Here is a 24,416-nt window from a genome sequence, read left to right on the forward strand (position 1 = left end):
TTATCTTCGGATTAACCGATGTCACTTGCCTTTATCAATCACAGACTATTCTTTCGTTACTGCGTCACGTTCAACGTCTGGAGATGCTGTTTCTTCCGGCGCTTCATCACCTGATAATGCAAGGCCGTCAGCTTGTTTCGCATCTTCCTCGTCTTCTAGATCTCTCATTTCTATTTCTTCTTCATCGCCTGAAAGGATTTTCACGTCCATACCTAAGCTTTGAAGCTCTTTGATCAATACTTTGAATGATTCCGGAACACCAGGCTCTGGAACATTGTCGCCTTTGACGATGGCTTCATATGTTTTCACACGTCCGACCACGTCATCGGACTTCACAGTCAGGATTTCTTGAAGCGTGTAAGCTGCGCCGTAAGCTTCAAGCGCCCAAACCTCCATCTCACCGAAACGCTGTCCGCCGAATTGGGCTTTACCGCCGAGAGGCTGCTGCGTAACAAGTGAGTAAGGACCTGTAGAACGGGCATGAAGTTTATCATCAACCATGTGTGCCAGTTTGATCATGTACATGATTCCGACAGATACACGGTTGTCGAACGGTTCTCCTGTACGGCCGTCATAAAGGACTGTTTTAGCGTCTCTTGACATGCCTGCTTCTTCAAGTGTTTCCCACACATCTTCTTCACGCGCGCCGTCAAATACAGGTGACGCGATGTGAATGCCGAGGTAGCGGGCAGCCATACCCATGTGAAGTTCTAATACCTGACCGATATTCATACGTGATGGTACACCCAGCGGGTTAAGCATGATATCGATCGGCGTGCCGTCAGGAAGGTAAGGCATATCTTCTTCAGGAAGAATCTTCGAGATAACCCCTTTGTTTCCGTGACGTCCGGCCATTTTATCACCTTCAGAAATCTTACGTTTCTGAACGATATATACGCGTACAAGCTGGTTCACTCCCGGAGGAAGTTCGTCTCCGTCTTCACGGTTGAAGACTTTTACGTCGTGGATAATTCCGCCGCCGCCATGAGGCACACGGAGGGAAGTATCACGGACTTCACGCGCTTTTTCTCCAAAGATTGCGTGCAGAAGGCGTTCTTCAGCCGTAAGCTCAGTTACACCTTTAGGCGTTACTTTACCCACGAGAAGGTCTCCGTCGTTGACTTCCGCGCCGATACGGATAATTCCGCGGTCATCAAGGTTGCGAAGCGCGTCTTCCCCTACGTTTGGAATATCGCGGGTGATCTCTTCCGGTCCAAGCTTTGTATCACGTGCTTCTGATTCATATTCTTCAATGTGAATTGATGTGTATACATCATCTTTCACAAGGCGTTCACTCATGATGATGGCATCCTCATAGTTGTAGCCATCCCATGTCATGAAGCCGACCATTACGTTGCGGCCGAGAGCAAGTTCACCAAGCTCCATTGAAGGGCCGTCAGCAAGGATTTCTCCTTTTACTACTTCATCGCCGACACTGACGATCGGACGCTGGTTGTAGCACGTACCTTGGTTGGAGCGGACAAATTTCAGCAAGCTGTACTTATCCAGGTTGCCTTTTACTTTTTGGCCGTCAATTTCTTCATAGCGGCGCACCCATACGTTTTTCGCTTCCACCCGTTCAACGATACCAGGGTGTTTACAAATAACGGCTGCACCGGAGTCTTTACCGGATACGTATTCCATACCCGTTCCGACGATCGGAGCTTCCGGCTGCATCAAAGGCACAGCCTGACGCTGCATGTTCGCTCCCATAAGGGCACGGTTCGAGTCATCGTTTTCCAAGAACGGAATACATGCTGTCGCAGCAGATACAACCTGTTTAGGAGATACGTCCATGTAATCCACGCGGTTGCGGGCTACAACGGTGTTTTCCCCTCTGAAACGGGCTACAATGCTGTCATCCAAGAATGAACCGTCATCGCTCAGCTTAGCGTTCGCTTGGGCTACGACATAGTTATCCTCTTCATCAGCAGTCAAGTAGTCGATTCTAGGCGTTACTTTTCCTGTTTCAGGATCAACGCGGCGGTATGGCGTCTCAATGAAACCAAAGCGGTTTACTTTCGCAAATGATGACAATGAGTTGATCAAACCGATGTTCGGGCCCTCAGGCGTTTCGATCGGACACATACGGCCATAGTGAGAGTAGTGAACGTCACGTACTTCCATACCTGCACGCTCACGCGTCAAACCGCCCGGTCCGAGAGCTGACAGACGGCGTTTGTGCGTCAATTCAGCAAGCGGGTTCGTCTGGTCCATGAATTGAGAAAGCTGTGAGCTTCCGAAGAACTCTTTAATAGACGCAATAACAGGTCTGATGTTAATCAGCTGCTGCGGCGTGATTGTATTTGTGTCTTGAATAGACATTCTTTCACGTACGACACGTTCCATCCGGCTTAAACCGATACGGAATTGGTTTTGCAGGAGCTCACCTACAGAACGCAGGCGGCGGTTTCCGAGATGGTCGATATCGTCAGTGTCGCCCACTCCGTGCAGGAGATTGAAGAAGTAGCTGATAGAAGAAATAATATCAGCAGGCGTAATGTTTTTAATCGCCTCTTCAATGTAAGCATTGCCGATCACATTGATCGTCTGCTCTCCTTCTGCATCAGTAGGAGCATAGATTTTAATGGATTGAAGCATCACTTCATCCTCGACAACGCCGCCGTTAGGATAAAGTTTTCTGAAGCCGATTCCATTTTCTAAGTATGGCAGTACTTTATCAAGTGTTCTTCTGTCAAGAATCTGCCCTTTTTCAGCGAGGATTTCACCTGTTTCAGGATCCACCAGTGTTTCTGCAAGGCGCTGGTTAAACAGACGGTTCTTGATATGAAGCTTTTTATTAATTTTATAGCGTCCTACATTCGCAAGGTCGTATCGCTTAGGATCAAAGAAACGGGAATCCAGCAAACTTTTTGCGTTTTCTACTGTAGGCGGCTCTCCCGGACGAAGGCGCTCATAGATTTCAAGAAGCGCTTTGTCACTGTTTTCAGTGTTGTCCTTATCCAGTGTATTGCGGAGATATTCGTTCTCACCAATGAGATCGAGAATCTCTTGATCGGAACCGAAGCCGAGAGCACGCAAAAGAACCGTAACCGGCAACTTACGTGTGCGATCAATGCGGACATACACAACATCTTTCGCATCAGTTTCGTATTCTAACCATGCGCCACGGTTTGGAATGACAGTCGCGGTAAAACCTTTCTTACCGTTTTTGTCTACTTTACCACTGAAATATACACTTGGAGACCGAACAAGCTGAGATACGATAACACGTTCTGCACCGTTGATGATAAAAGTACCGGTATCTGTCATAATAGGGAAATCACCCATGAAGACATCCTGGTCTTTTACCTCTCCAGTTTCTTTGTTAATTAAACGAACCTTCACTCTTAGCGGAGCTGAGTAAGTCACATCACGTTCTTTTGACTCTTCAACGGGATACTTAGGATCTCCTAAACTGTAGTCAATGAACTCAAGAGAGAGGTTACCAGTGAAATCCTCAATTGGTGATATGTCTTGAAACATCTCTCTAAGACCCTCATCAAGAAACCACTGATAAGAAGAGGTTTGAATTTCAATGAGATTTGGTAATTCTAACACTTCGCTAATGCGAGCATAGCTTCTGCGCTGGCGGTGTCGTCCATACTGAACTAGTTGACCTGTCAACTGATTCACCCCTCAAATCATGCGTATTATATGTGTAATAAGCATTCCTTACGATGAAGAAATACTTTTACAAGACAAAAGAAAAAAGGGTTTCTAATTAAGAAAACCACATCCAAAAACAAATACCGATTTTATTAGCATTTCCATGTTTGTATAATTTATACATGCACTATGATTATTCAGCATATCATGCAAAATATATACATTGGCATTTTACAATATTAACATAGCTGAAAATTCAAGTCAAACTTTTTTTGCTTTTATGATATAATAGCCTTTCTTTTTTTGAACGACGGAAACTTCGTCAAAAAGCTCCTTCAGTTTTTCAATGGCAGAAGGCCCGCCCTGTTTTTTCTGTATAACGATCCACAACTCACCTGAAGCCCTTAAATGCTCAGCGCTTTTTTCAAAAATGGCATGGACAACTTTTTTTCCGGCGCGGATTGGGGGGTTTGTAAAAATAGAAGCAAATGTTTGAGCAGAATCAATATTTGAAAATAAATCACTCTGATAAATCCGAACGTTTTTTATTCCGTTTTTTTCTGCATTTTCATTTGACAGCTCTACGGCTCTTTCATTCACGTCAATCATGTGCACGGTCCGGTCTGTAAATTCACCGGCGAGCGACAGACCGATCGGGCCGTAGCCGCAGCCTGCATCCAGGAAGTCACCATCAACCTCAGGCTCTTCAAACGCTTCAATTAAGACTCGCGAACCGAAATCAACTTCCTTTTTTGAGAAAACGCCGCTGTCACTTGTGAATGTATAAGATCTGTTCCGCAGTGTAAATGACCATGTCTGTTTATCGCTTTTGACTGAAGGTTTTTCTGAATAATAGTGTTCACTCATTATTAGAACCTCCTTTTTTAATGGCGCTTAAAGAAAAGCAAAGAAAAAGCCCGCCTCATAAAAGCGAGCTTCCCCTACAGGCAAGTGAAGATTACTTAACTTCTACAGAAGCGCCAACTTCTTCAAGTTTAGCTTTAAGCTCTTCAGCTTCTTCTTTCGCAATACCTTCTTTAAGTGGTTTTGGAGTGTTGTCAACAAGTTCTTTAGCTTCTTTCAAGCCAAGACCAGTGATTTCACGAACAACTTTGATAACTTTGATTTTCTGAGAACCTGCACCAGCAAGGATAAGGTCGAATTCGCTTTGCTCTTCAGCAGCTCCGCCAGCAGCAGCTCCGCCAGCTACAGCTACAGGAGCAGCAGCAGTTACGCCAAATTCTTCTTCGATTGCTTTTACTAGGTCGTTCAATTCAAGTACAGTTGCTTCTTTAACGGAAGCAATGATTTCTTCGATATTTAAAGCCATTTGAAATTCCTCCATTTGTTTTATTTTAGGGTAAAATCAGATTAAGCGCCTTGTTCTTCCTTTTGATCTGCAACTGCTTTAGCTGCAAGTGCAAGGTTGCGAACTGGAGCTTGAAGTACGCTAAGCAACATAGAAAGTAAGCCATCGCGTGAAGGAAGTTCAGCAAGAGCTTTCACTTCTTCAACAGAAGATACTTTACCTTCGATAACGCCCGCTTTGATTTCCAGAGCTTCGTGGTTTTTCGCGAACTCGTTAAGAACTTTCGCCGGAGCGACAACATCTTCAGTACTGAATGCGATCGCATTCGGTCCAGTTAAGACATCATTCAAACCATCAAGTTCAGCTTGTTCAACCGCACGGCGAGTCATTGTGTTTTTGTACACTTTGAACTCTACGTTAGCTTCGCGAAGCTGTTTACGGAGTTCAGTTACTTCAGAAACGTTAAGTCCGCGATAGTCAACGATGATCGTTGATTTGCTTTCTTTCAGTTTAGAAGCAATCTCTTCAACAACAACTTTTTTTGTATCAATTGCGCTGCTCATGGTTACACCTCCTGTAGATTTTGTGTAACACTTATACCGCTAGGTGATCACGACTGTGACGACGATTTCATATAAAAAGCCTCCATGTGGACATGGAGGCTGTATATACAAGCATACGTAACGTAATAGCTGTGATATATATACACCTCGGCAGGATATTAAGCCTCAGCGGCCCCTGCTGTCTACGGTATAAATGACATATTATATTTTACAACATTTTGAATCATATCAGAATGCTGATCTAAAGTCAAATATTATTTTACGTTGAAAGTTGAAGCGTCTACTTTGACACCAGGTCCCATAGTAGATGTTACAGCAACGTTTTTCACGTAAACGCCTTTAGCTGCAGCAGGTTTAGCTTTCAGGATTGTATCGTACATTGTTGTGAAGTTCTCAACAAGTTTTTCATCCTCGAAAGAAACTTTACCGATAGGAACATGGATGTTGCCAGCTTTATCAGCACGGTATTCAACTTTACCAGCTTTGATTTCGCCGATTGCTTTTTCAACTTCGAAAGTAACTGTACCAGTTTTAGGGTTTGGCATTAAACCTTTTGGTCCAAGTACACGACCGATTTTACCAACCTCACCCATCATGTCAGGTGTAGCTACGATTACATCGAAATCGAACCAGCCTTGTTGAATTTTGTTGATGTAGTCAGTATCGCCAACGAAATCTGCACCAGCAGCTTCAGCTTCTTTCGCTTTTTCGCCTTTTGCGAAAACGAGAACGCGCTGAGTTTTACCAGTTCCGTTTGGAAGCACGACTGCTCCGCGGATTTGCTGATCGTTTTTACGAGTGTCAACCCCTAAACGAAAAGCAACTTCAACTGTAGCGTCGAATTTAGCTGTGTTTGTTTTTTTAGTAAGCGCCACTGCTTCAGCGACGTCGTAAGCCTTTGCACGGTCTACAAGCTTCGCAGCTTCAACGTACTTTTTACCTTTTTTAGCCATTTTAAAATTTCCTCCTTATGTGGTTATAGCGGAATAACCTCCCACGAATAAGGGTTGCGAACTTGTGAAAACTCGCAACCCGACAAGAAACAAATTAATCCTCGATAACGATACCCATACTGCGGGCAGTACCTTCAACCATGCGCATTGCCGCTTCAACGTCTGCTGCGTTTAAGTCAGGCATTTTCGTTTCAGCGATTTCGCGAACCTTATCGCGCTTAACGGTTGCCACTTTATTACGGTTTGGTTCACCAGAACCAGACTCAATTCCAGCTGCTTTTTTAAGCAATACTGCAGCAGGCGGAGTTTTTGTAATAAATGTAAATGAACGGTCTTCGTAAACCGAAATTTCAACAGGAATGATTAAACCAGCTTGGTCAGCTGTACGAGCGTTAAACTCCTTACAGAATCCCATGATATTTACACCGGCTTGACCTAGTGCAGGTCCAACTGGCGGCGCTGGGTTAGCTTTTCCAGCAGGAATTTGCAATTTTACAACTTTTACTACTTTTTTAGCCACGAGACACACCTCCTTAAGTCCGTGATGTGGTAATAGGGTAAACCCTCCCACTCAAGGTTTCATTCTTTATATGAATGACGAAATATCAAGCTAGCTGCCTTGGATTAGTCCAAGACGTACCTTTGCTATATTATCATTAATATATAGCAATTTCAAGTTTTTTCACATTACAATTTGTCGATCTGGGTAAATTCCAGTTCAACCGGCGTTTCACGGCCGAACATGTTAACGAATACCTTCACTTTGCTCTTATCATAATCAATCTCTTCAATTGATCCTGTAAAGTTGGCGAAAGGCCCGTCTATGACTTTGACTGTCTCATTCAATTCAAAATCAATGTCGGTTTTCCGTTCATCCATGCCCATCCGTTTTAAAATGGTTTCCGCTTCGCCAGGAAGAAGCGGAGTCGGCTTTGAGCCTGAACCGGCTGATCCGACGAAACCGGTAACGCCCGGCGTGTTGCGGACCACATACCAAGAATCATCAGTCATGACGATTTCAACAAGCACATAACCCGGGAACACTTTCTTTTTGACTACTTTTTTCTTGCCGTTCTTAATATCAGTCTCTTCTTCTTCAGGAACGACCACGCGGAAAATTTTATCCTGCATTCCCATTGATTCCACACGTTTTTCAAGGTTCGCTTTTACTTTGTTTTCATAACCGGAATACGTATGAACAACATACCAATTCTTTTCCATTCTATCAGGACTCTGCAGTCCTTCCCTCCCCGCATTTAAAAATGAAGTGTAAAACAAAAAATAGGCTCAGAGCCTATGAATCCTTTTTTCAACACAATAAAAAACCCGCTGAACGGGTTTTGGCAAACGATATTATGATCTATTATAGCACGTATTGCTGATCATTATTCAACTATTAAACGAATTAATTGAGAAATTCCTGTATCAAGGAGGGCAAAAAAGATAACAAAAAAGATAACCGTTGAAATCACCGTGATCGTATAGCGCGTTAACTCTTTGCCTTTAGGCCAGCTAACCTTTTTCATTTCTTTCCCAACATCTTTAAAGAAACTCATCATGCGCATGTAAAAGACCTCCACAATTTAAAAAGCGAACACTATTTTGTTTCTAAATGAGCTGTATGTGAATTGCAAGTGCTGCAGTACTTCTTAACTTCTAACCGCTCAGCCGCTGATGCAGAGCTTTTCATTGTCGTATAATTACGATTTCCGCATGTTTTGCATGCCAGCGTAATCTTTTTTCTCATGTCGATACACCTTTTCCTAAATAGACATCATTTATCTTAATAAAATAGCACAGTCAGAAAAATTCTGTCAATATGACATAGAAACCCGCTACAGGCTGATTTCTCTTATTTCTAAATACTTCTCAAGCTTGCGCTTCACGCGCTGCAGGGCATTATCAATTGATTTTACGTGTCGGTTTAAGTCATCTGAAATTTCTTGGTAACTTCTTCCGTCCAAGTACAAAACAAGCACCTTTCTCTCCAGATCGCTCAGCAGTTCTCCCATTTTCATCTCAATATCATCGAATTCTTCCTGATTAATAATCATTTCTTCAGGGTTTAACGTTTTTGCGCCTGAAATGACATCAAGCAGTGTTCTGTCTGATTCTTCATCAAAAATTGGCTTGTCTAAAGAAACATAAGAATTTAAAGGAATGTGTTTCTGACGGGTAGCTGTCTTTATTGCGGTAATAATCTGGCGGGTAATGCATAATTCTGCAAAAGCTTTGAATGAAGTAAGCTTGTCCTCCCTAAAGTCTCGGATAGACTTATATAAGCCTATCATCCCTTCCTGTACAATATCTTCTCTGTCGGCCCCTATTAAAAAATAAGACCTGGCTTTCGCCCGTACAAAATTACGGTACTTCGTAATCAAGTAATCTAACGCATCACTATCCCCAACATGAACCTTTTCAATGACCTGCTCGTCCTCCAACTGGCAAAACTGCACTTTGTTGAATTTTCCCTTGCTGTTCTGTAGATTCACTGCGATCCCCCCGGCGCACGTAGATAGAAATATTATACATTAATGGGCGAAAAAGCGTCAACCTAATCCAGGCCGCCGCGCCGCCACTTTTCAAACGTTTTCAAAACCTCTTCGGACAGCTCGATTTTACCCGGGGGTTTTTCGGAAGTGATCTTTGAAACCCGTCTTTGAATCCGTCGTTCTATCGCATCCACTTCCCTCAGCAGCTCCCGGGCGGATTTACGTAGAGCCCCTTGTCCGAAAATCGCCCACTGCTCCGTGTAATCAGAGGTTGCGACATGAATCTGTGTCGCAATATTATTCAGCGCCTGTGCAAGCTTCTCAATCCGCTCATCCGCCGTTTCATTCTCCCGTGTGAAAATCACTTCGACTCTGTGATTCGTGTGTTTTTTCTCTATGCCTTTTACCAGATGTGCGTCAAACACCACAATGACTTTAATTCCCGTGTACGACTGATACTCCGCCATCTTCTGAATCAGCACATCTCTCGCTTCTTCAAAACTGTTCGCTTTTAAATCCTTTAGCTGCGGCCAAGCTCCTATCATGTTGTATCCGTCTACTAATAGGATGTCCATTTGTCTTTATTCCCCTAAAGGATTGCGTTTCCGGTAGACTTCATACATCAGAAGGCCGGCCGCTACCGATGCATTCAGAGACGTGACTTTTCCGGCCATCGGAAGTTTAATGAGAAAATCACATTTCTCTTTCACAAGACGGCCCATTCCTTTGCCTTCGCTTCCGATAACGAGCGCCAAAGGCATGTTGCCGTCCATAGAGCGGTAGTCTTCCCGGGCGGATGCATCCGTTCCCACGACCCAAATGCCCCGCTCCTTCATTTCATCAAGTGTCCGGGCAAGATTGGTCACCTTCACGACGGGAATATGTTCAATGGCACCGGTCGATGCTTTTGCGACCGTCGAAGTCAGTCCGACCGCTCTGCGTTTCGGAATCACGATGCCGTGCGCGCCGACAGCGTCAGCCGTTCTCATGATGGAACCGAGATTATGAGGGTCTTCCAGCTCGTCCAATATGAGAAAGAAAGGCTGTTCGTTTCTCTGTTCCGCTCTTTTATATAATTCGTCTAATTGTGCATATTCATATGCCGCCACCTGAGCGACAACTCCCTGATGCTGCCCCTCCACCATCTGATCGAGTTTTTTTCTCGGCACAAATTGAATGGTGACGCCGCGCTTTTTAGCAAGCTCCATAACTTGCTGCGCCTGTCCTTTTACTGTGTTTTCCGCCATCCATAACTTATAGAGTTTGCGATCCGACTTTAACGTCTCAATTACCGCGTTTTTTCCTATGACGTAATCATGTTGCTGACTCATTTGTTTTCCTCCCTGACGTCCCGACTTGTATAGCTTCTGTAATCAGCTGATTCAGTCTTTCTTCTCTTTTCTCAAGAAAAAGATATCCGAGCAAAGCCTCAAAAGCTGTACTATGGCGGTACGTCTGTACATCTGTGTTTTTAGGCGTCGTCCCTGATTTCGCGTTTCTTCCCCTTCTCACCACGGCTTCCTCTTCCTCCGTGAAAAAGGATTCTTCCTGAAGGCGGAACAGAATGTCTGCCTGTGATTTTGCCGATACGATCCGGCTCGCCTTCTTATGAAGGTCATTCGGTTTCGTATGGCCCTGCTTAAGCAGGTGATGCCGGACATATATTTCAAAAATGGCATCACCCATATAAGCGAGCGCAAGACCGTTTAACTGCTTTGAATCTTTGATTTGTTCAAATTGAAGCATCCGCTTACTCTCCCCGCTTCCAGCGAGTTCCCTGAGCCGTATCTTCAAGAATGATATTCATGCTTTTCAGCTGATCGCGAATTTGGTCTGACAAAGCAAAATCGCGATTGCGGCGGGCTTCATTTCTCTTCTCGATCAATTCTTCAATCTCTTCATCGACAAGCTCTTCTTCGCCGAGCGTAAGTCCGAGAACGGATCCGATTCGGTCAAACATGCTGATAAAGGCTTTAATGACGTGATCCGCCGTATTGTCCTCCTGCATGTAGTAGTTGGCAAGCTTCGCCAAATCAAACCAAACGGAAATCGCATTCGCCGTATTAAAATCATCATCCATCGCTTCTTCAAATGCAGCGCGGTGCTCTTCTATTTTAGCGAGCCATTCATCATCATTGTCAGTCAGATTCGTGCTGCTAATCAAACGATGGTTTAAATTACTGTAGGCCGTCTTCAGGCGGTTAAACGCGTTTTTTGTTTTCTCAAGCAGCTCTTCCGAATAGTTGATCGGGTGGCGGTAATGAACGGACAGCATGAAAAATCTCAAAAGCTGCGGGTCATACTGCTTAATGATATCGTGCACCAAAACAAAGTTGCCGAGCGATTTTGACATTTTTTCATTATCTATATTGATGTAACCGTTGTGAAGCCAGTATTTTGCGAATGTCTTGCCTGTTAATGCTTCAGATTGGGCGATTTCGTTCTCATGGTGCGGGAATGTCAGGTCCTGACCGCCGGCATGAATATCGATTTCGTCACCCAAATATTTTTTCACCATTGCGGAGCATTCAATGTGCCAGCCCGGGCGGCCTTTTCCCCAAGGGCTATCCCATGAAATTTCTCCGTCTTTGGCGGCTTTCCAAAGAGCAAAGTCCAGCGCATCCTCTTTCTTCTCACCGACACGGATACGAGCGCCCGATCTGAGTTCATCAATTGATTGCTGTGAAAGCTTGCCGTAGCCTTCGAAGGCTCTTGTTTTGAAATAGACGTCGCCTTCCGATTCATAAGCGTAGCCTTTTTTAATCAGCTCGCTGACAAATTCAATAATGGCGTCCATGTTCTCCATGACTCGAGGGTGAAGATCCGCTTTCCGGCATCCGAGGGCGCCCACATCTTCAAAATAAGCTTTAATAAACCGCTCAGAAACGGTCGGAACGTCCTCGCCGAGCTCATTAGCCGCCTTAATCAATTTGTCATCAACATCTGTGAAATTCGATACGTATTGAACATCGTATCCCTTATACTCCAAATAGTTGCGTACGGTATCATACACAATCGCCGGACGGGCGTTTCCGATATGAATATAGTTGTATACAGTGGGTCCGCACACGTACATTTTTACTTTTCCTTCCTCAAGAGGAACGAATGTTTCCTTTTTCCGTGTCAATGTATTATAAAGTGTAATGGTCATTTTTGGTTGATCCTTTCTTTTTTATCTTCCAGTTCAGCCTGCAGCTCAAAAATCTGCTGCTCCAATGCTCTTAACCGGTCAGCAACCGGATCGGGCAAGTCTTGGTGATTGAGATCGCGTTTGATCTTTCTTCCGTTCTGAATGACGACTTTTCCAGGTATGCCGACAACGGTTGAAAAGTCGGGAACATCACGCAGCACAACGGAGCCGGCCCCTACTTTAGAGCCTTGCCCGACTGTTATAGAGCCGAGCACCTTCGCCCCCGTTGCAATTAAAGCATCATCTTTAATGGTCGGATGCCGCTTTCCCTTTTCTTTTCCCGTTCCCCCGAGAGTGACACCTTGGAATACCGTCACGTTATTGCCGATTTCACATGTTTCCCCTATGACGACCCCCATACCGTGATCAATGAAAAACCTTCTCCCGATGGTCGCGCCGGGATGGATTTCAATTCCGGTAAAGAAACGGGCAATCTGTGATATCAGGCGCGCAAGGAAGAAAAATCTCCGTTTATATAAAGCATGTGCAATCCGATGCGCCCATATAGCATGTAAACCAGAATAAGTTAAAACAACTTCAAAATAGCTTCTTGCTGCCGGATCTTGATCGAACACTGTATCTATGTCTTCTTTTAGCATTTTAAAAAACACATGCTTCCCCCCATTCTCTCCCCGCTCCAGTCTGTTTTTCCGCCTATAAAAAAAGCGTCTCTGCATGTAAACATGACAGAGACGCTTTTACCGCGCGGTTCCACTCTGTTTGAAAAACAAAACGTGTTTTCCCAACTTTAAAGCCGGTAACGGCGGCGGCCGCCTTTAAATACTGATTTCCGCAGAAATGTTCTTCAAAGGTCTTAAGGGCGCACTTCTAAAACATAACGCATGAATCTCTCTCAGCCGATGAAGATTCTTTCTGTAATGGTCATTGTTTTATACTCTTCCCTGTCAACAATCGTATATTTAAATGCTTTTCAGGCGTTTTACGGCTGTTTCTCTGCCGATCAGCTCAATAGCCTGCGGAAGCTCCGGACCGTGCGTCTGGCCGGTAACCGCTACACGAATCGGCATGAACAGCTTTTTGCCTTTATGGCCTGTTTCTTTCTGAACGGCTTTAATTGAGGCTTTGATCTGCTCTGGCGTGAATTCTTCAAGCTCTTCAAGCTTCGCAGCAAATGCGCTGAGCACTTCAGGCACCTGTTCTTCCGCCAGAACGGCTTTTGCCTCTTGATTATACTCGATTTCATCATTAAAGAACAAATCAGTCAGCTCGACAATTTCAGCACCGTAGCTCAATTGCTCGTGGTAAAGAGAGATTAACTTACGCACCCATTCCCGCTCTTCGGCAGAAAGCTCAGTGCCGACTTTTCCTGCTTTTTGCAGGTGAGGCAGAGTCAGTTCAACAACTTGATCAAGATCCAGCGCTTTGACGTATTGGTTGTTGACCCATTTCAGTTTATGCATATCAAACAGAGCCGGTGACTTAGATAAACGATTCACATCAAAAATTTCAATAAATTGTTCTCTTGTGAAGAGCTCTTCTTCACCGACAGGAGACCAGCCGAGAAGTCCGATAAAGTTAAACAGCGCTTCAGGCAGGTAACCCAGCTCATCATACTGCTCAATAAACTGGATAATTGATTCATCACGTTTACTTAATTTTTTGCGGCTTTCGTTCACGATAAGCGTCATATGTCCGAATTCAGGAATATCCCAGCCGAACGCCTGGAAAATCATGATTTGTTTCGGTGTATTTGAAATATGGTCCTCACCGCGGAGCACGTGCGTCATTTTCATTAGGTAATCGTCAATTGCGACGGCAAAGTTATACGTCGGTGTACCGTCTTTTTTAACGATGACGAAGTCGCCGATACCGTCTGATTCAAAAGAAATCTCGCCTTTTACGATATCGTTAAAAGTGATGATTTTTCCTTCCGGCACGCGGAAACGGATGCTCGGCTGTCTTCCTTCGGCTAAAAACTGCTCCTGCTCTTCCTGAGTCAGGTTTCTGTGTTTGCCTGAATAGCGCGGCATTTCCCCGCGGGCGATCTGCTCTTCACGTTCTTTCTCAAGTTCTTCTTCCGTACAGAAACATTTATAAGCAAGCCCTTTTTCAAGCAGCGCTTCATAGTACTCTTTGTAAATGTCATTCCGTTCAGACTGGCGGTACGGGCCGTATTCTCCGCCGACATCCACACTTTCATCCCAGTCTATGCCGAGCCATTTCAGATAGTTAAGCTGGCTTTGCTCTCCGCCTTCAATATTTCGCTTTTTGTCCGTATCCTCAATCCGGATAATAAACTTTCCGCCTTGGCTGCGGGCAAATAAATAGTTAAAAAGCGCCGTTCTGGCGTTACCGATATGCAAATGTCCGGTCGGACTCGGTGCATAGCGGACGCGTACTTCATTTCCCATGTTCAAATACTTCCTTTCATCTCGTCTGTAGCCTCTAGCCGAATATATGTATCTATTCTACCACCAAATAGACCGGGCATCAAAATAATGATCAGGCTTTTTGGATCAGAACGGTAGCCTGAGCGGCAATTCCTTCGGCTCTTCCGGTAAACCCGAGCTTTTCTGTCGTTGTTGCTTTTACATTTACTTGGGAGACGTCTGCCTCAAGGCCTTCCGCTATTCGTTTTCTCATCGCATCAATATGCGGCGCCATTTTCGGCTTTTGCGCAATAATCGTGCAGTCTATATTTCCGAGTACGTACCCTTTTTCTTTGACAATGTTCCAGACATGCTGAAGCAGCTTAAAAGAATCCGCATCCTTGAATTCCGGATCAGTATCCGGGAAATGCTTGCCGATATCTCCTTCACCTACCGCTCCGAGGCACGCATCTGCAACCGTGTGCAGCAATACATCCGCATCGGAATGCCCGAGCAGCCCTTTTTCATAAGGAATTTCAATTCCGCCGATGATAAGAGGACGGCCTTCCGTTAGTTGATGCACGTCAAATCCTTGTCCGATTCTAAACATTATGATTCCCACTTTCCGCTTTCATGATTGCTTCCGCTGATATCAGATCATCGGGCGTTGTCAGCTTAATATTGGTATAGCTGCCTTCAACGATACTCACCTGATAGCCATCAAGACGCTCAACGAGACTGGCGTCATCTGTACCTAAGAAGCCTTTGTTTGCCGCTTCCCTATGCGCCTTTTTCAATAAAGAAAGACGAAAAGCCTGCGGCGTTTGAACGGCCCACAAGCTTGAACGGTCAAAGGTCTCCGCAACCCGGGAGCCTTCCGCCCGTTTTATCGTGTCTTTCACAGGAACAGCCAGGACAGCCGCTCCCGTCTCTTCTGCTGTTTCAGCGAGTTTATCGATATGCTGATGCGTGACAAACGGGCGCGCCCCGTCATGAACAAGAACGACGGACTCCTCATCAATCACTTTCAGTCCTTCGTATACACTATGCTGACGCTCCGCTCCGCCGATGACAAGCTCAATTTCCGCTTTAACCGGAAACTGGGCAAGCAGCTGGTGAAAATCTTCCCGTTCACTCTCGTTTATCACCAGGATTATTTTCTGACAAGGCGCGTGGCTTTCAAAAACCCGCAGTGTGTGTATAATAACAGGCGCACCCTTTAAGCCGATGAACAGCTTATTTTTCCCGGCTTTCATCCGTTTCCCTTGTCCGGCAGCCGGAATGACTACGACATACTCCATCATTAACTCCCTCTTAAAGAGCCTTCTCAAGCAGCTTAGGCTTGGCAAAAATCATTCGCCCCGCCGCTGTCTGCAGCACGCTGGTTACGAGCACATCAATATGTTTCCCTATATAATTGCGGCCTTCTTCCACAACGATCATTGTTCCGTCATCCAAGTAAGCCACACCTTGATTATGCTCTTTCCCGTCCTTAATCACCTGCACATTCATTTCTTCACCCGGGAGCACAACCGGCTTCACCGCGTTTGCAAGGTCATTAATATTCAGTACCGCAACCTTCTGAAGCTCACATACTTTATTTAAATTAAAATCATTCGTCACAACGACACCGGATGTCAGCTTCGCAAGTTTGACAAGCTTGCTGTCAACCTCTTGAATGTCTTCGAAGTCGCCTTCATAAATTTCAACCGTAATATCCAGTTCCTTTTGAATGCGATTCAAAATATCCAGTCCGCGGCGTCCTCTGTTGCGTTTTAAAACATCTGAAGAATCAGCGATATGCTGTAATTCCTCAAGCACAAATTGAGGAATTACAATGACTCCTTCTAAAAAGCCCGTCTGACAAATATCTGCAATTCTCCCATCAATAATAACACTTGTATCCAAGATTTTCAGCCTTTTCTCCTGTTCCTCCTGCTCCTCATCGGCACTTCCTTTTTTCTTCTGCATTCTTGCAGAAATGGAGAACAGACCGATCAGTTCATCCTTTTTCTTAAATCCGACCTGGAAGCCCAGGTAACCGAGAAAGAAAGCCAGAAAGACCGGGATGATGGTGCTGAATATACGGTACGGAATATTGTCCAGCGGAATCACGTTTACAATGAGATATGCGATGATAAGTCCAAAAACCAATCCGAGACTTCCGAATAACAGATCCGGCACCGGAGCTCTCAGCAAAGAATCTTCAATCCATTTCACCCAATTAATCACATATTCTGTCGTCCATATACTGATGAGAAAAAAGATAATGGCACCAATTGCAGCAGACGTATATGCGTTTGTTATTAAAGGTATGTCCTGTATATTTGACAGTACAAACAATTCAGGTATTAAAAAGATACCGACAACGCCGCCCACAATAATGAAGAACGCCTGAACTATTCGTTTTAACATACCTCCACCTCCTTTTAAGTAACATTTTTCAGCAGGCTGTCAAAGCCTACAAATATCAGAATAAACAAAAACTAACAATAATATACCCGGATTCTGACAGGTTTAAGCGATACTTAAAGCTGTCTATCTATATAGTGTTTTTCTTGAAGACGTTTTAAACCTTTTTTGATTTTTTGGGCGCGCACCTCGCCGATGCCTTCAACATCATCCAGCTCTTCAACAGTGGCTTCCGTTATGCTTGGCAAAAATCCGAACGCCTCAACCACATTTTCAACAATCGGCATCGGCAGACGCGGAATTTTATTCAGCAGTCTGTACCCTCTCGGCAGCACATAATCATCAAGGTTGGTAGAAGCGGGATATCCAAGCAGCTTAAACAGAATGGAATCATCAAGCAGATCATAGCTGGACATATCCTGAAGCTCTTTTAACAGCACGAACGGATCTTTGATTTTTTCTTTCACATAGTCTTTGATGAAAAGAGCCGCTTCTTCTTCCATATCCGTAATCAGCTCAATCACCTGCAGACGGATTAAGTGGCCTTCCGTTCCGAGTTCTTTAATATACATGTTGATTTCATTTTTTATACGGAGCACCATTTCATAGCGGTGCATGACGGACAGCACGTCACTGAATGTCACGAGCTCCTCAAACTCTAAAGCGTTTAAAGCAGTAATCGTTTTGTCTAAAATGGTTTTATACTTCTCAAGCGTTTGAATGGCCTGGTTTGCTTTTGTTAAAATAAATCCTATGTCCTTCAGTGTGTATTTCATGCTGTCCTGGTATAACGTAATGACATTTCTGCGTTCAGAAATGGCGATGACGAGACAGCCGGTCTGCTTCGCCACCCGTTCCGCCGTACGGTGCCTCATTCCCGTTTCTGAAGAAGAAATGGTCGCTTCCGGCATAAGCTGTGTATTCGCATAAAGAATTTTCTGGCCGGAATCGCTTAAAATAATGGCACCGTCCATTTTGGCCAGCTCGTATAGGTGAGCGGGCGCAAATGATGTATTAATATGAAAACCGCCATCCACGACTTGCTTTACCTTATCATTGTATCCGACAACAATCAGGCCGCCTGTATTTGCCCGCAGTACATTCTCTATCCCGGCTCTGAGCGGCGTGCCCGGTGCAACGAACTGCAGAATTGCAGACAGGTCAAGCTCTTGTTTCGCCCCTTTTTTCTCTTTTTCCATCTATTATGATCCTCCTAATGAAGTACGAAGCGCTTCTGCAACATTTGCTACTCCGACAACCTCAATCCCTTTTGGTATTGTCCATCCGCCTGCATTCGCCTCAGGTATGACCATACGCTTGAAGCCGAGTTTCGCCGCTTCTTTTACGCGCTGTTCGATTCTTGACACCCTGCGGACTTCTCCTGTCAGACCCACTTCACCGATAAAGCAATCTGCAGGATTCGGCGGTGTATCTCTGAAGCTTGAAGCAATGCTGACGGCTACTGCCAAATCAATCGCCGGTTCATCCAGTTTGACCCCGCCGGCGACTTTTAAATATGCATCTTGATTCTGAAGCAAAAGCCCCACCCGCTTCTCAAGCACAGCCATGATTAACGACACCCTATTGTGGTCAATCCCTGTAGCCATGCGGCGCGGGTTTCCAAAGCTGGTCGGTGATATGAGCGCCTGAATTTCAACCAGGATCGGTCTCGTTCCTTCCATTGACGCAACGATACTCGAACCCGAAGCCCCGGCAGAACGCTCTTCCAAGAAAATTTCCGAAGGGTTCAGCACTTCTGTAAGCCCCTCTTCCCGCATTTCAAAGATGCCCATTTCATTTGTTGAGCCGAAACGGTTTTTTACAGCCCGCAAAATACGGAATGTATGGTGCCGCTCTCCTTCAAAGTATAGAACGGTATCGACCATATGCTCAAGCAATCTCGGCCCTGCGATCGATCCTTCTTTTGTGACGTGTCCGACGATAAAAATCGGAATGCCGTTTGTTTTCGCGATTTTCATCAATTCAGCCGTACACTCTCTTACTTGTGATACACTGCCGGGAGCTGAGGTGATGTCGCTTTGGTAAACGGTCTGAATGGAGTCTACGACAACAAATGCGGGTTTCATCTCTTGTATAGCAGACGAAATATACTCCATATCGGTTTCAGATAAAACATGTAACAATTGGCTGTTGATTCCAAGCCTGTCAGCGCGCAGCTTCGTTTGCTTCACGGATTCTTCCCCGGAAATGTAAAGCACGCTGCCGGCCGTGTCTGCTAATTGTGCGGATACTTGAAGAAGGAGCGTTGACTTCCCGATGCCGGGGTCGCCGCCGATTAATACTAACGAGCCCTTCACAACGCCGCCGCCAAGCACTCTGTTAAATTCTTCGAGCTTGGTTTGAACACGGGGTTCTTCTGATGTTTCAATTGATGTAATGGGTGATGGTTTCTGGACGGTTTGAACGGAGTGGGAGAAAGCCGCCCGCCGATTCGCCGGCGCTTTTTTGATGGTTTCTTCCACCATTGTATTCCAAGCCCCGCAACCTGGGCATTTCCCCATCCATTTTGCGGATTCATAACCGCATGAGTGGCAGATGAATTTTGTTTTTGATTTAGCCATATATGCTGTAAGACCTCTTCCTTATCAAATATTTCTCTATATAACAAAGTGAGGCATACACTTGCTTACGTATGCCTCATGTTTGTCACTATATTAGTTCGTTTTAGCAGTTGTTTTTACGACAAATTTGCCGTCTTCAACATCAAGAACGATGTGCTGACCTTTATCAATATTGCCTCTGAGGAGCTCTTCTGATAACCGGTCCTCCACATGCTTTTGAATCGCTCTTCTTAACGGACGTGCGCCATATTCCAAATCGACGCCCTCGTCTGCTACTTTTGCTTTTGCAGCATCCGTCAGCTCTATAGAGAGATCTTGTTCTTTCAGACGTTTTGTTAACTGGTCAGACATAAGCGACACGATGTCTGTAAGATGTTTTTTCTCAAGGGAGTGGAAGACGATAATTTCGTCAATCCGGTTAATAAATTCAGGTCTGAAAGCACGCTTCAGCTCTCCCATGACTTTGTCTTTCATGTCTTTATGGTTTTGTGATTCATCCTGCACATTGAAGCCCACATATTTGTTGCGTTTCAGCTCGCTCGCTCCGACGTTTGACGTCATAATCAGAATCGTGTTGCGGAAATCAACAGTGCGTCCTTTTGAATCAGTCAAGCGTCCGTCTTCAAGCACTTGCAGGAGAATGTTAAACACATCAGGATGCGCTTTTTCAATTTCATCAAGCAGTACGACAGAGTAAGGTTTTCTTCTCACTTTTTCCGTCAGCTGGCCGCCTTCATCATAGCCGACATATCCCGGAGGAGAACCGACAAGACGCGAAGTCGAATGTTTCTCCATATATTCGGACATATCCACTCTGATCATCGCTTCTTCATCACCGAAAATGGATTCCGCCAGCGCTCTTGCCAGCTCTGTCTTCCCTACGCCTGTAGGGCCTAAGAAGATGAATGAACCGATCGGACGTTTCGGATCCTTCAAACCGGCTCTTGCACGTCTGACAGCCTTCGCAACGGCTACAACGGCTTCATCCTGGCCAATGACGCGGGAGTGCAGAATGCTTTCCATATTGAGAAGCTTATCTGTTTCCGTTTGCGCAATTTTAGATACAGGCACCCCGGTCCAGCTGGATACCACCATTGCGATATCCTCTACAGAAACTTCGGAGTTCTCCTGGCCTTGTTTTTCTTTCCACGTTTTTTTCGTATCTTCCACCTGTTCTCTCAAGCGCTGCTCCGTATCACGAAGAGAAGCCGCTTTTTCAAACTCCTGGCTTTGAACGGCAGCGTCTTTTTCCTTGCGAACTTCATCGAGTTTCTGCTCAAGCTCTTTTAAGTTCGGAGGCGTTGTGAAGGAACGGAGACGCACTTTTGAACCGGCTTCGTCAATTAAATCGATCGCTTTATCCGGAAGGAAGCGGTCAGAAATATAACGGTCAGACAATTTAACCGCCGCTTCGATCGCTTCATCGGTAATGGATACGCGGTGATGCGCTTCATAGCGGTCACGAAGACCTTTTAAGATCTGAATGCTTTCATCGACTGACGGCTCATCCACCTGAATCGGCTGGAAGCGGCGCTCCAGAGCTGCGTCTTTTTCGATATATTTGCGGTATTCATCAAGCGTGGTCGCACCGATGCACTGAAGCTCTCCGCGAGCGAGTGAAGGTTTTAAAATATTCGACGCGTCAATCGCGCCTTCTGCTCCTCCAGCTCCGATCAGGGTGTGCAATTCGTCAATGAATAAAATAATATTGCCGGCCTGACGTATTTCATCCATTACTTTTTTCAGACGGTCTTCAAATTCTCCGCGGTATTTCGTGCCTGCTACAACCGTTCCCATGTCTAATGTCATTACGCGTTTATCACGTAAAATTTCCGGCACTTCATTGTTGATGATCTGCTGTGCGAGACCTTCAGCAATCGCAGTTTTACCTACACCCGGTTCTCCAATCAGAACGGGATTATTCTTTGTTCTGCGGCTTAATACCTCAATAACACGCTGAATTTCTTTGCTTCGGCCGATAACCGGATCAAGGCTGTCTTCCCTCGCAATCGCGGTTAAATCACGCGCCAGACTGTCAAGCGTCGGCGTGTTTGCGCTGCTATTTGTTCCCGCTCCGGATGCCCCTGTCTCATTGCTTCCGAGAAGCTGCAGAACCTGCTGTCTCGCCTTATTGAGACTGACACCCAGATTATTCAGTACTCTCGCGGCGACTCCCTCACCTTCACGAATCAGCCCAAGAAGTATATGCTCTGTTCCTACATAAGAATGACCGAGCTTTCTGGCTTCATCCATTGATAGTTCTATTACCTTTTTGGCTCTAGGCGTGTAATGAGGGACAGAGGTGGTGCTTTCCTGCCCTCGGCCAATCAAACTTTCCACTTCTTTCTGCATTTTATCTGAATTGAGGCCAAGCGCTTCTAAAGCTTTAAATGCTATCCCTTCACCTTCACGGACTAACCCCAATAATATATGTTCAGTTCCGATATTTGTATGGCCTAAGCGCAGTGCTTCTTCCTGTGCCAGTGCCAATACCTTTTGAGCCCGCTCTGTAAATCTTCCAAACATCATATCGAATCATCCTCCTGTCTATTTGCACTCATTTCTAAATGCAGCCTTTCCCTGATAAGAGCCGCTCTTCTCACGTCTCTTTCGTTCGGCCGTAATGCGCCGCCCGAATATTGCTGGAGAAAACCGGGCTGTGTCAAAATCATCAGTTCATTAAGTATATTGCTTGATAGCCCTTTAATGATCCCCAGGTCTATCCCCAGCCGAACGTCAGAAAGGCATTTCGCCGTTTCCTTCGATTCAATCATTCGGCAGTTGGATAAAACTCCGTAAGATCTGAATACCCGGTCCTCTAATTCAATTTTCGAGGTTTGATAAAGCGCTTCTCGGGCTGAGCGTTCCTGCTCAATCAGCTGGGCAGCCACACTGTTCAAATCATCGACGATATCCTGTTCTGATTTTCCAAGTGTGATTTGATTTGAAATTTGAAAGATATTTCCTAATGCTTCGCTGCCTTCCCCGTAAATTCCTCTAACAACTAAACCTAATTGGTTAATTGCCGGTATAATTCGATTCAATTGCCTAGTTAGTACAAGACCCGGCAAATGCATCATGACCGAAGCCCTTAGTCCCGTCCCTACATTTGTAGGACAGCTTGTTAAGTATCCTCTCTTCTCCCCAAAAGCGTAATCCACTTTCTCCTCAATCCAGTCATCAACCTGGTTTGCCGCTTTTATGGCGTTGAGAAGCTGGAAGCCGGGGAAGAGACATTGAATTCTGATATGATCTTCTTCATTTAACATAATGCTGACTTCTTCATTTTCAGAAAGCAGACAGCCGCCAAACGGTGATTCCGTTAAATTCGGGCTGATCAGATGCTTTTCCATCAGCACCCGTTTTTCCAAAGGCTGAGCTTCACTCATTCTGATTAAATGAAATTGACCGATATCAGGCAGTTCTTTCCCTGAAAAATGATCTTCGAATTGCTGAATAATGGATGAGGCTTCTTCATTCGTATACCGGGCAGGAAACTTTATATTTTCAAAGTTTCTGGCCAATCGTATACGGCTGCTGAGTACAATGTCACTTTCAGGTCCCTTTTGCTTCATCCAATTGCTTAATGCGTCCTGAATAAAATGCTTGAGCGACATTACCCTTGTTCCTCCTCACTATCTGTGCCTTTTAATTTCTGCTCTAACGACCGGATCTGATCCCTGACCTGCGCCGCCTTTTCAAACTCTTCCTGGTGTATTAAAGATTCAAGTTCCTTTTTTAACATTTCCATTTGCCGTCTTACATGCAAGTTTCCGCCTATGCGTTTCGGAATTTTCCCGGCATGCACCGTATTCCCGCTGTGGACTTTTCGCAAGATCGGCGTAATTTGGCTGTGAAATGTATCGTAACACTCCGCACAGCCGAACCGCCCTGTTTTTCTCAGCTGTTGAAACGTCATGCCGCATTTCTTACAGGCCGTGCCTTGCTCTGAATAGCCGAACATTTGAGAACCCGTGTTTTGAAATGAAGACTCCATATTCAGCAGTCCTGATAATAAATTATGAATCGAGAACCCTTGGTTTCCACTTATACCGTATGAATCACTATTTTCTTTTGCACATTGTTCACAAATATGAACTTCTTGCTTTTCTCCATTAACAACTTTCGTAAAGTGAAAAGTGGCCGGTCTCTCATTGCACTCTTGACAAATCAATCTTTTCACCCGCTTACTTTAGTTTTAAAGATGTGAGCATCGCCTTCATCATTCTGGCTCTTAGTTCATCCCGTTCAGGCAAATCAATATATAGAACTGAACGATCCATTACACTCACCATCATTTTAGCTTCTCTTTCCGAAATAACCCCGTCCTCTAACAGTCTGAGAATAATGTCATCAGAGGCTGCCTGGGACAAGTGGGTATGAATCTGCGAAATAATATTATTGATGAGGATGACTTCGTTATTCATTTTAACTTTGATAATACGAATATAACCGCCGCCTCCCCGTTTACTTTCAACAATATATCCTCTTTCGCTTGTGAATCTGGTGTTGATGACATAATTTATTTGGGAAGGAACACACTGAAATTTATCAGCAATTTCACTGCGTTTGATCTCTAAAATTTCTTTGCCATTTTGATCTAATACTTGTTTTAAGTACTGTTCAATGATGTCAGAAATATTATGTCCCACTCAACCCCCTCCTTTATTGACTTTGACTATATTTGACTTTAATCTTACTATAAGGTGTTTCGCAAAATTTTTCAACTGTATCGCTCTATCTCTATTATTTCCACTTTGCACAAGCATAAAACCTGCTTTTACAAAAAGGTATATCGTTACTTTTCTCATATTATATAACCTATGCAGAAAAACACAAAAAAGACAGCTCATGATGAGCTGTCTTTACCGTATGATTGCTTGGCGGCGTCCTACTCTCACAGGGGGAAACCCCCGACTACCATCGGCGCTGAAGAGCTTAACTTCCGTGTTCGGCATGGGAACGGGTGTGACCTC

The 24,416-nt window shown here is 44.8% G+C and carries 25 protein-coding genes, 1 rRNA gene and 2 other annotated features; all 26 genes read right to left on the bottom strand.

Annotation, left to right across the window (positions count from 1 at the left end):
• Positions 1 to 45: 45 nt before the first annotated feature.
• On the bottom strand, positions 46 to 3,627 hold the full coding sequence (gene rpoB / locus ACH32G_RS18170; RefSeq protein WP_003156440.1) for a DNA-directed RNA polymerase subunit beta: 3,582 nt from the start codon (positions 3,625 to 3,627) through the stop codon (positions 46 to 48).
• 243 nt (positions 3,628 to 3,870) lie between these two features.
• On the bottom strand, positions 3,871 to 4,476 hold the full coding sequence (locus tag ACH32G_RS18175) for a class I SAM-dependent methyltransferase (protein ID WP_095242183.1): 606 nt from the start codon (positions 4,474 to 4,476) through the stop codon (positions 3,871 to 3,873).
• A gap of 91 nt (positions 4,477 to 4,567) precedes the next feature.
• Positions 4,568 to 4,939 (bottom strand): 50S ribosomal protein L7/L12, encoded by a 372-nt coding sequence (rplL, locus tag ACH32G_RS18180; protein ID WP_003156436.1) that lies wholly within the window; start codon positions 4,937 to 4,939, stop codon positions 4,568 to 4,570.
• Between the two features lie 41 nt (positions 4,940 to 4,980).
• Positions 4,981 to 5,481: a 50S ribosomal protein L10 gene (gene rplJ, locus ACH32G_RS18185; RefSeq protein WP_003156433.1), complete on the bottom strand. Its 501-nt coding sequence runs from the start codon at positions 5,479 to 5,481 to the stop codon at positions 4,981 to 4,983.
• Between the two features lie 63 nt (positions 5,482 to 5,544).
• Positions 5,545 to 5,687, bottom strand: a sequence feature (ribosomal protein L10 leader region).
• Positions 5,688 to 5,735: 48 nt separating this feature from the next.
• Positions 5,736 to 6,434, bottom strand: a complete 699-nt coding sequence (gene rplA / locus ACH32G_RS18190; protein ID WP_016935907.1) for a 50S ribosomal protein L1 — start codon at positions 6,432 to 6,434, stop codon at positions 5,736 to 5,738.
• 94 nt (positions 6,435 to 6,528) lie between these two features.
• On the bottom strand, positions 6,529 to 6,954 hold the full coding sequence (gene rplK, locus ACH32G_RS18195) for a 50S ribosomal protein L11 (RefSeq protein WP_003156430.1): 426 nt from the start codon (positions 6,952 to 6,954) through the stop codon (positions 6,529 to 6,531).
• Between the two features lie 167 nt (positions 6,955 to 7,121).
• Positions 7,122 to 7,655 (bottom strand): transcription termination/antitermination protein NusG, encoded by a 534-nt coding sequence (gene nusG, locus ACH32G_RS18200; RefSeq protein ID WP_003156423.1) that lies wholly within the window; start codon positions 7,653 to 7,655, stop codon positions 7,122 to 7,124.
• Positions 7,656 to 7,819: 164 nt separating this feature from the next.
• Entirely contained in the window at positions 7,820 to 7,999 is a 180-nt protein-coding gene (secE, locus tag ACH32G_RS18205) for a preprotein translocase subunit SecE (RefSeq protein ID WP_003156422.1), read from the bottom strand.
• Positions 8,000 to 8,031: 32 nt separating this feature from the next.
• A complete protein-coding gene (gene rpmG / locus ACH32G_RS18210; protein ID WP_003156421.1) occupies positions 8,032 to 8,181 on the bottom strand; it encodes a 50S ribosomal protein L33 in 150 nt (49 codons plus the stop codon).
• Between the two features lie 88 nt (positions 8,182 to 8,269).
• On the bottom strand, positions 8,270 to 8,926 hold the full coding sequence (gene sigH, locus ACH32G_RS18215; RefSeq protein WP_003156415.1) for an RNA polymerase sporulation sigma factor SigH: 657 nt from the start codon (positions 8,924 to 8,926) through the stop codon (positions 8,270 to 8,272).
• Between the two features lie 62 nt (positions 8,927 to 8,988).
• A complete protein-coding gene (gene rae1 / locus ACH32G_RS18220; RefSeq protein ID WP_013350802.1) occupies positions 8,989 to 9,501 on the bottom strand; it encodes a ribosome-dependent mRNA decay endonuclease Rae1/YacP in 513 nt (170 codons plus the stop codon).
• 6 nt (positions 9,502 to 9,507) lie between these two features.
• Entirely contained in the window at positions 9,508 to 10,257 is a 750-nt protein-coding gene (rlmB, locus tag ACH32G_RS18225) for a 23S rRNA (guanosine(2251)-2'-O)-methyltransferase RlmB (protein WP_016935908.1), read from the bottom strand.
• Positions 10,241 to 10,672, bottom strand: coding sequence for a Mini-ribonuclease 3 (locus ACH32G_RS18230; RefSeq protein ID WP_016935909.1), 432 nt, complete (start codon positions 10,670 to 10,672; stop codon positions 10,241 to 10,243). The genes rlmB and ACH32G_RS18230 overlap by 17 nt, the downstream gene beginning before the upstream one ends.
• A gap of 4 nt (positions 10,673 to 10,676) precedes the next feature.
• Entirely contained in the window at positions 10,677 to 12,077 is a 1,401-nt protein-coding gene (gene cysS, locus ACH32G_RS18235; protein WP_016935910.1) for a cysteine--tRNA ligase, read from the bottom strand.
• Entirely contained in the window at positions 12,074 to 12,727 is a 654-nt protein-coding gene (gene cysE, locus ACH32G_RS18240; RefSeq protein ID WP_007410393.1) for a serine O-acetyltransferase, read from the bottom strand. Before cysE ends, cysS begins: the two co-directional genes overlap by 4 nt.
• A 74-nt stretch (positions 12,728 to 12,801) precedes the next feature.
• Positions 12,802 to 13,034 (bottom strand) — a binding site (T-box leader).
• 2 nt (positions 13,035 to 13,036) lie between these two features.
• Positions 13,037 to 14,488 (bottom strand): glutamate--tRNA ligase, encoded by a 1,452-nt coding sequence (gltX, locus tag ACH32G_RS18245; RefSeq protein WP_016935911.1) that lies wholly within the window; start codon positions 14,486 to 14,488, stop codon positions 13,037 to 13,039.
• 91 nt (positions 14,489 to 14,579) lie between these two features.
• Positions 14,580 to 15,056 carry a 2-C-methyl-D-erythritol 2,4-cyclodiphosphate synthase gene (ispF, locus tag ACH32G_RS18250; protein WP_016935912.1) on the bottom strand — a complete coding sequence of 159 codons (477 nt, stop codon included), beginning with the start codon at positions 15,054 to 15,056 and terminating at the stop codon, positions 14,580 to 14,582.
• On the bottom strand, positions 15,049 to 15,747 hold the full coding sequence (ispD, locus tag ACH32G_RS18255) for a 2-C-methyl-D-erythritol 4-phosphate cytidylyltransferase (RefSeq protein ID WP_029575199.1): 699 nt from the start codon (positions 15,745 to 15,747) through the stop codon (positions 15,049 to 15,051). The genes ispF and ispD overlap by 8 nt, the downstream gene beginning before the upstream one ends.
• 13 nt (positions 15,748 to 15,760) lie before the next feature.
• Positions 15,761 to 16,861, bottom strand: a complete 1,101-nt coding sequence (locus ACH32G_RS18260; protein ID WP_016935914.1) for a PIN/TRAM domain-containing protein — start codon at positions 16,859 to 16,861, stop codon at positions 15,761 to 15,763.
• Positions 16,862 to 16,974: 113 nt separating this feature from the next.
• Positions 16,975 to 18,057 carry a DNA integrity scanning diadenylate cyclase DisA gene (disA, locus tag ACH32G_RS18265; protein ID WP_003156401.1) on the bottom strand — a complete coding sequence of 361 codons (1,083 nt, stop codon included), beginning with the start codon at positions 18,055 to 18,057 and terminating at the stop codon, positions 16,975 to 16,977.
• Positions 18,058 to 18,060: 3 nt separating this feature from the next.
• A complete protein-coding gene (gene radA / locus ACH32G_RS18270; protein WP_016935915.1) occupies positions 18,061 to 19,440 on the bottom strand; it encodes a DNA repair protein RadA in 1,380 nt (459 codons plus the stop codon).
• A gap of 93 nt (positions 19,441 to 19,533) precedes the next feature.
• Positions 19,534 to 21,969: an ATP-dependent protease ATP-binding subunit ClpC gene (gene clpC / locus ACH32G_RS18275; protein ID WP_095242184.1), complete on the bottom strand. Its 2,436-nt coding sequence runs from the start codon at positions 21,967 to 21,969 to the stop codon at positions 19,534 to 19,536.
• Positions 21,966 to 23,057, bottom strand: a complete 1,092-nt coding sequence (locus ACH32G_RS18280; protein WP_016935917.1) for a protein arginine kinase — start codon at positions 23,055 to 23,057, stop codon at positions 21,966 to 21,968. Before ACH32G_RS18280 ends, clpC begins: the two co-directional genes overlap by 4 nt.
• Positions 23,057 to 23,614 carry a UvrB/UvrC motif-containing protein gene (locus ACH32G_RS18285; protein ID WP_016935918.1) on the bottom strand — a complete coding sequence of 186 codons (558 nt, stop codon included), beginning with the start codon at positions 23,612 to 23,614 and terminating at the stop codon, positions 23,057 to 23,059. Before ACH32G_RS18285 ends, ACH32G_RS18280 begins: the two co-directional genes overlap by 1 nt.
• A 13-nt stretch (positions 23,615 to 23,627) precedes the next feature.
• Positions 23,628 to 24,092 (bottom strand): transcriptional regulator CtsR, encoded by a 465-nt coding sequence (ctsR, locus tag ACH32G_RS18290; RefSeq protein WP_188154891.1) that lies wholly within the window; start codon positions 24,090 to 24,092, stop codon positions 23,628 to 23,630.
• 226 nt (positions 24,093 to 24,318) lie between these two features.
• Positions 24,319 to 24,416 (bottom strand): 5S ribosomal RNA (gene rrf / locus ACH32G_RS18295); the annotation flags it as partial.

The organism is Bacillus sp. CIS52 (assembly GCF_053545315.1).

Coding starts and splice junctions, on each gene's coding strand:
- ACH32G_RS18175 (WP_095242183.1), bottom strand. CDS start 4,476: ATGAGTGAACACTATTATTCAGAAAAACCTTCAGTCAAAAGCGATAAA.
- rplL (WP_003156436.1), bottom strand. CDS start 4,939: ATGGCTTTAAATATCGAAGAAATCATTGCTTCCGTTAAAGAAGCAACT.
- rplJ (WP_003156433.1), bottom strand. CDS start 5,481: ATGAGCAGCGCAATTGATACAAAAAAAGTTGTTGTTGAAGAGATTGCT.
- rplA (WP_016935907.1), bottom strand. CDS start 6,434: ATGGCTAAAAAAGGTAAAAAGTACGTTGAAGCTGCGAAGCTTGTAGAC.
- nusG (WP_003156423.1), bottom strand. CDS start 7,655: ATGGAAAAGAATTGGTATGTTGTTCATACGTATTCCGGTTATGAAAAC.
- secE (WP_003156422.1), bottom strand. CDS start 7,999: ATGCGCATGATGAGTTTCTTTAAAGATGTTGGGAAAGAAATGAAAAAG.
- rpmG (WP_003156421.1), bottom strand. CDS start 8,181: ATGAGAAAAAAGATTACGCTGGCATGCAAAACATGCGGAAATCGTAAT.
- rae1 (WP_013350802.1), bottom strand. CDS start 9,501: ATGGACATCCTATTAGTAGACGGATACAACATGATAGGAGCTTGGCCG.
- rlmB (WP_016935908.1), bottom strand. CDS start 10,257: ATGAGTCAGCAACATGATTACGTCATAGGAAAAAACGCGGTAATTGAG.
- ACH32G_RS18230 (WP_016935909.1), bottom strand. CDS start 10,672: ATGCTTCAATTTGAACAAATCAAAGATTCAAAGCAGTTAAACGGTCTT.
- cysS (WP_016935910.1), bottom strand. CDS start 12,077: ATGACCATTACACTTTATAATACATTGACACGGAAAAAGGAAACATTC.
- gltX (WP_016935911.1), bottom strand. CDS start 14,488: ATGGGAAATGAAGTACGCGTCCGCTATGCACCGAGTCCGACCGGACAT.
- ispF (WP_016935912.1), bottom strand. CDS start 15,056: ATGTTTAGAATCGGACAAGGATTTGACGTGCATCAACTAACGGAAGGC.
- ispD (WP_029575199.1), bottom strand. CDS start 15,747: ATGGAGTATGTCGTAGTCATTCCGGCTGCCGGACAAGGGAAACGGATG.
- ACH32G_RS18260 (WP_016935914.1), bottom strand. CDS start 16,861: ATGTTAAAACGAATAGTTCAGGCGTTCTTCATTATTGTGGGCGGCGTT.
- disA (WP_003156401.1), bottom strand. CDS start 18,057: ATGGAAAAAGAGAAAAAAGGGGCGAAACAAGAGCTTGACCTGTCTGCA.
- radA (WP_016935915.1), bottom strand. CDS start 19,440: ATGGCTAAATCAAAAACAAAATTCATCTGCCACTCATGCGGTTATGAA.
- clpC (WP_095242184.1), bottom strand. CDS start 21,969: ATGATGTTTGGAAGATTTACAGAGCGGGCTCAAAAGGTATTGGCACTG.
- ACH32G_RS18280 (WP_016935917.1), bottom strand. CDS start 23,057: ATGTCGCTCAAGCATTTTATTCAGGACGCATTAAGCAATTGGATGAAG.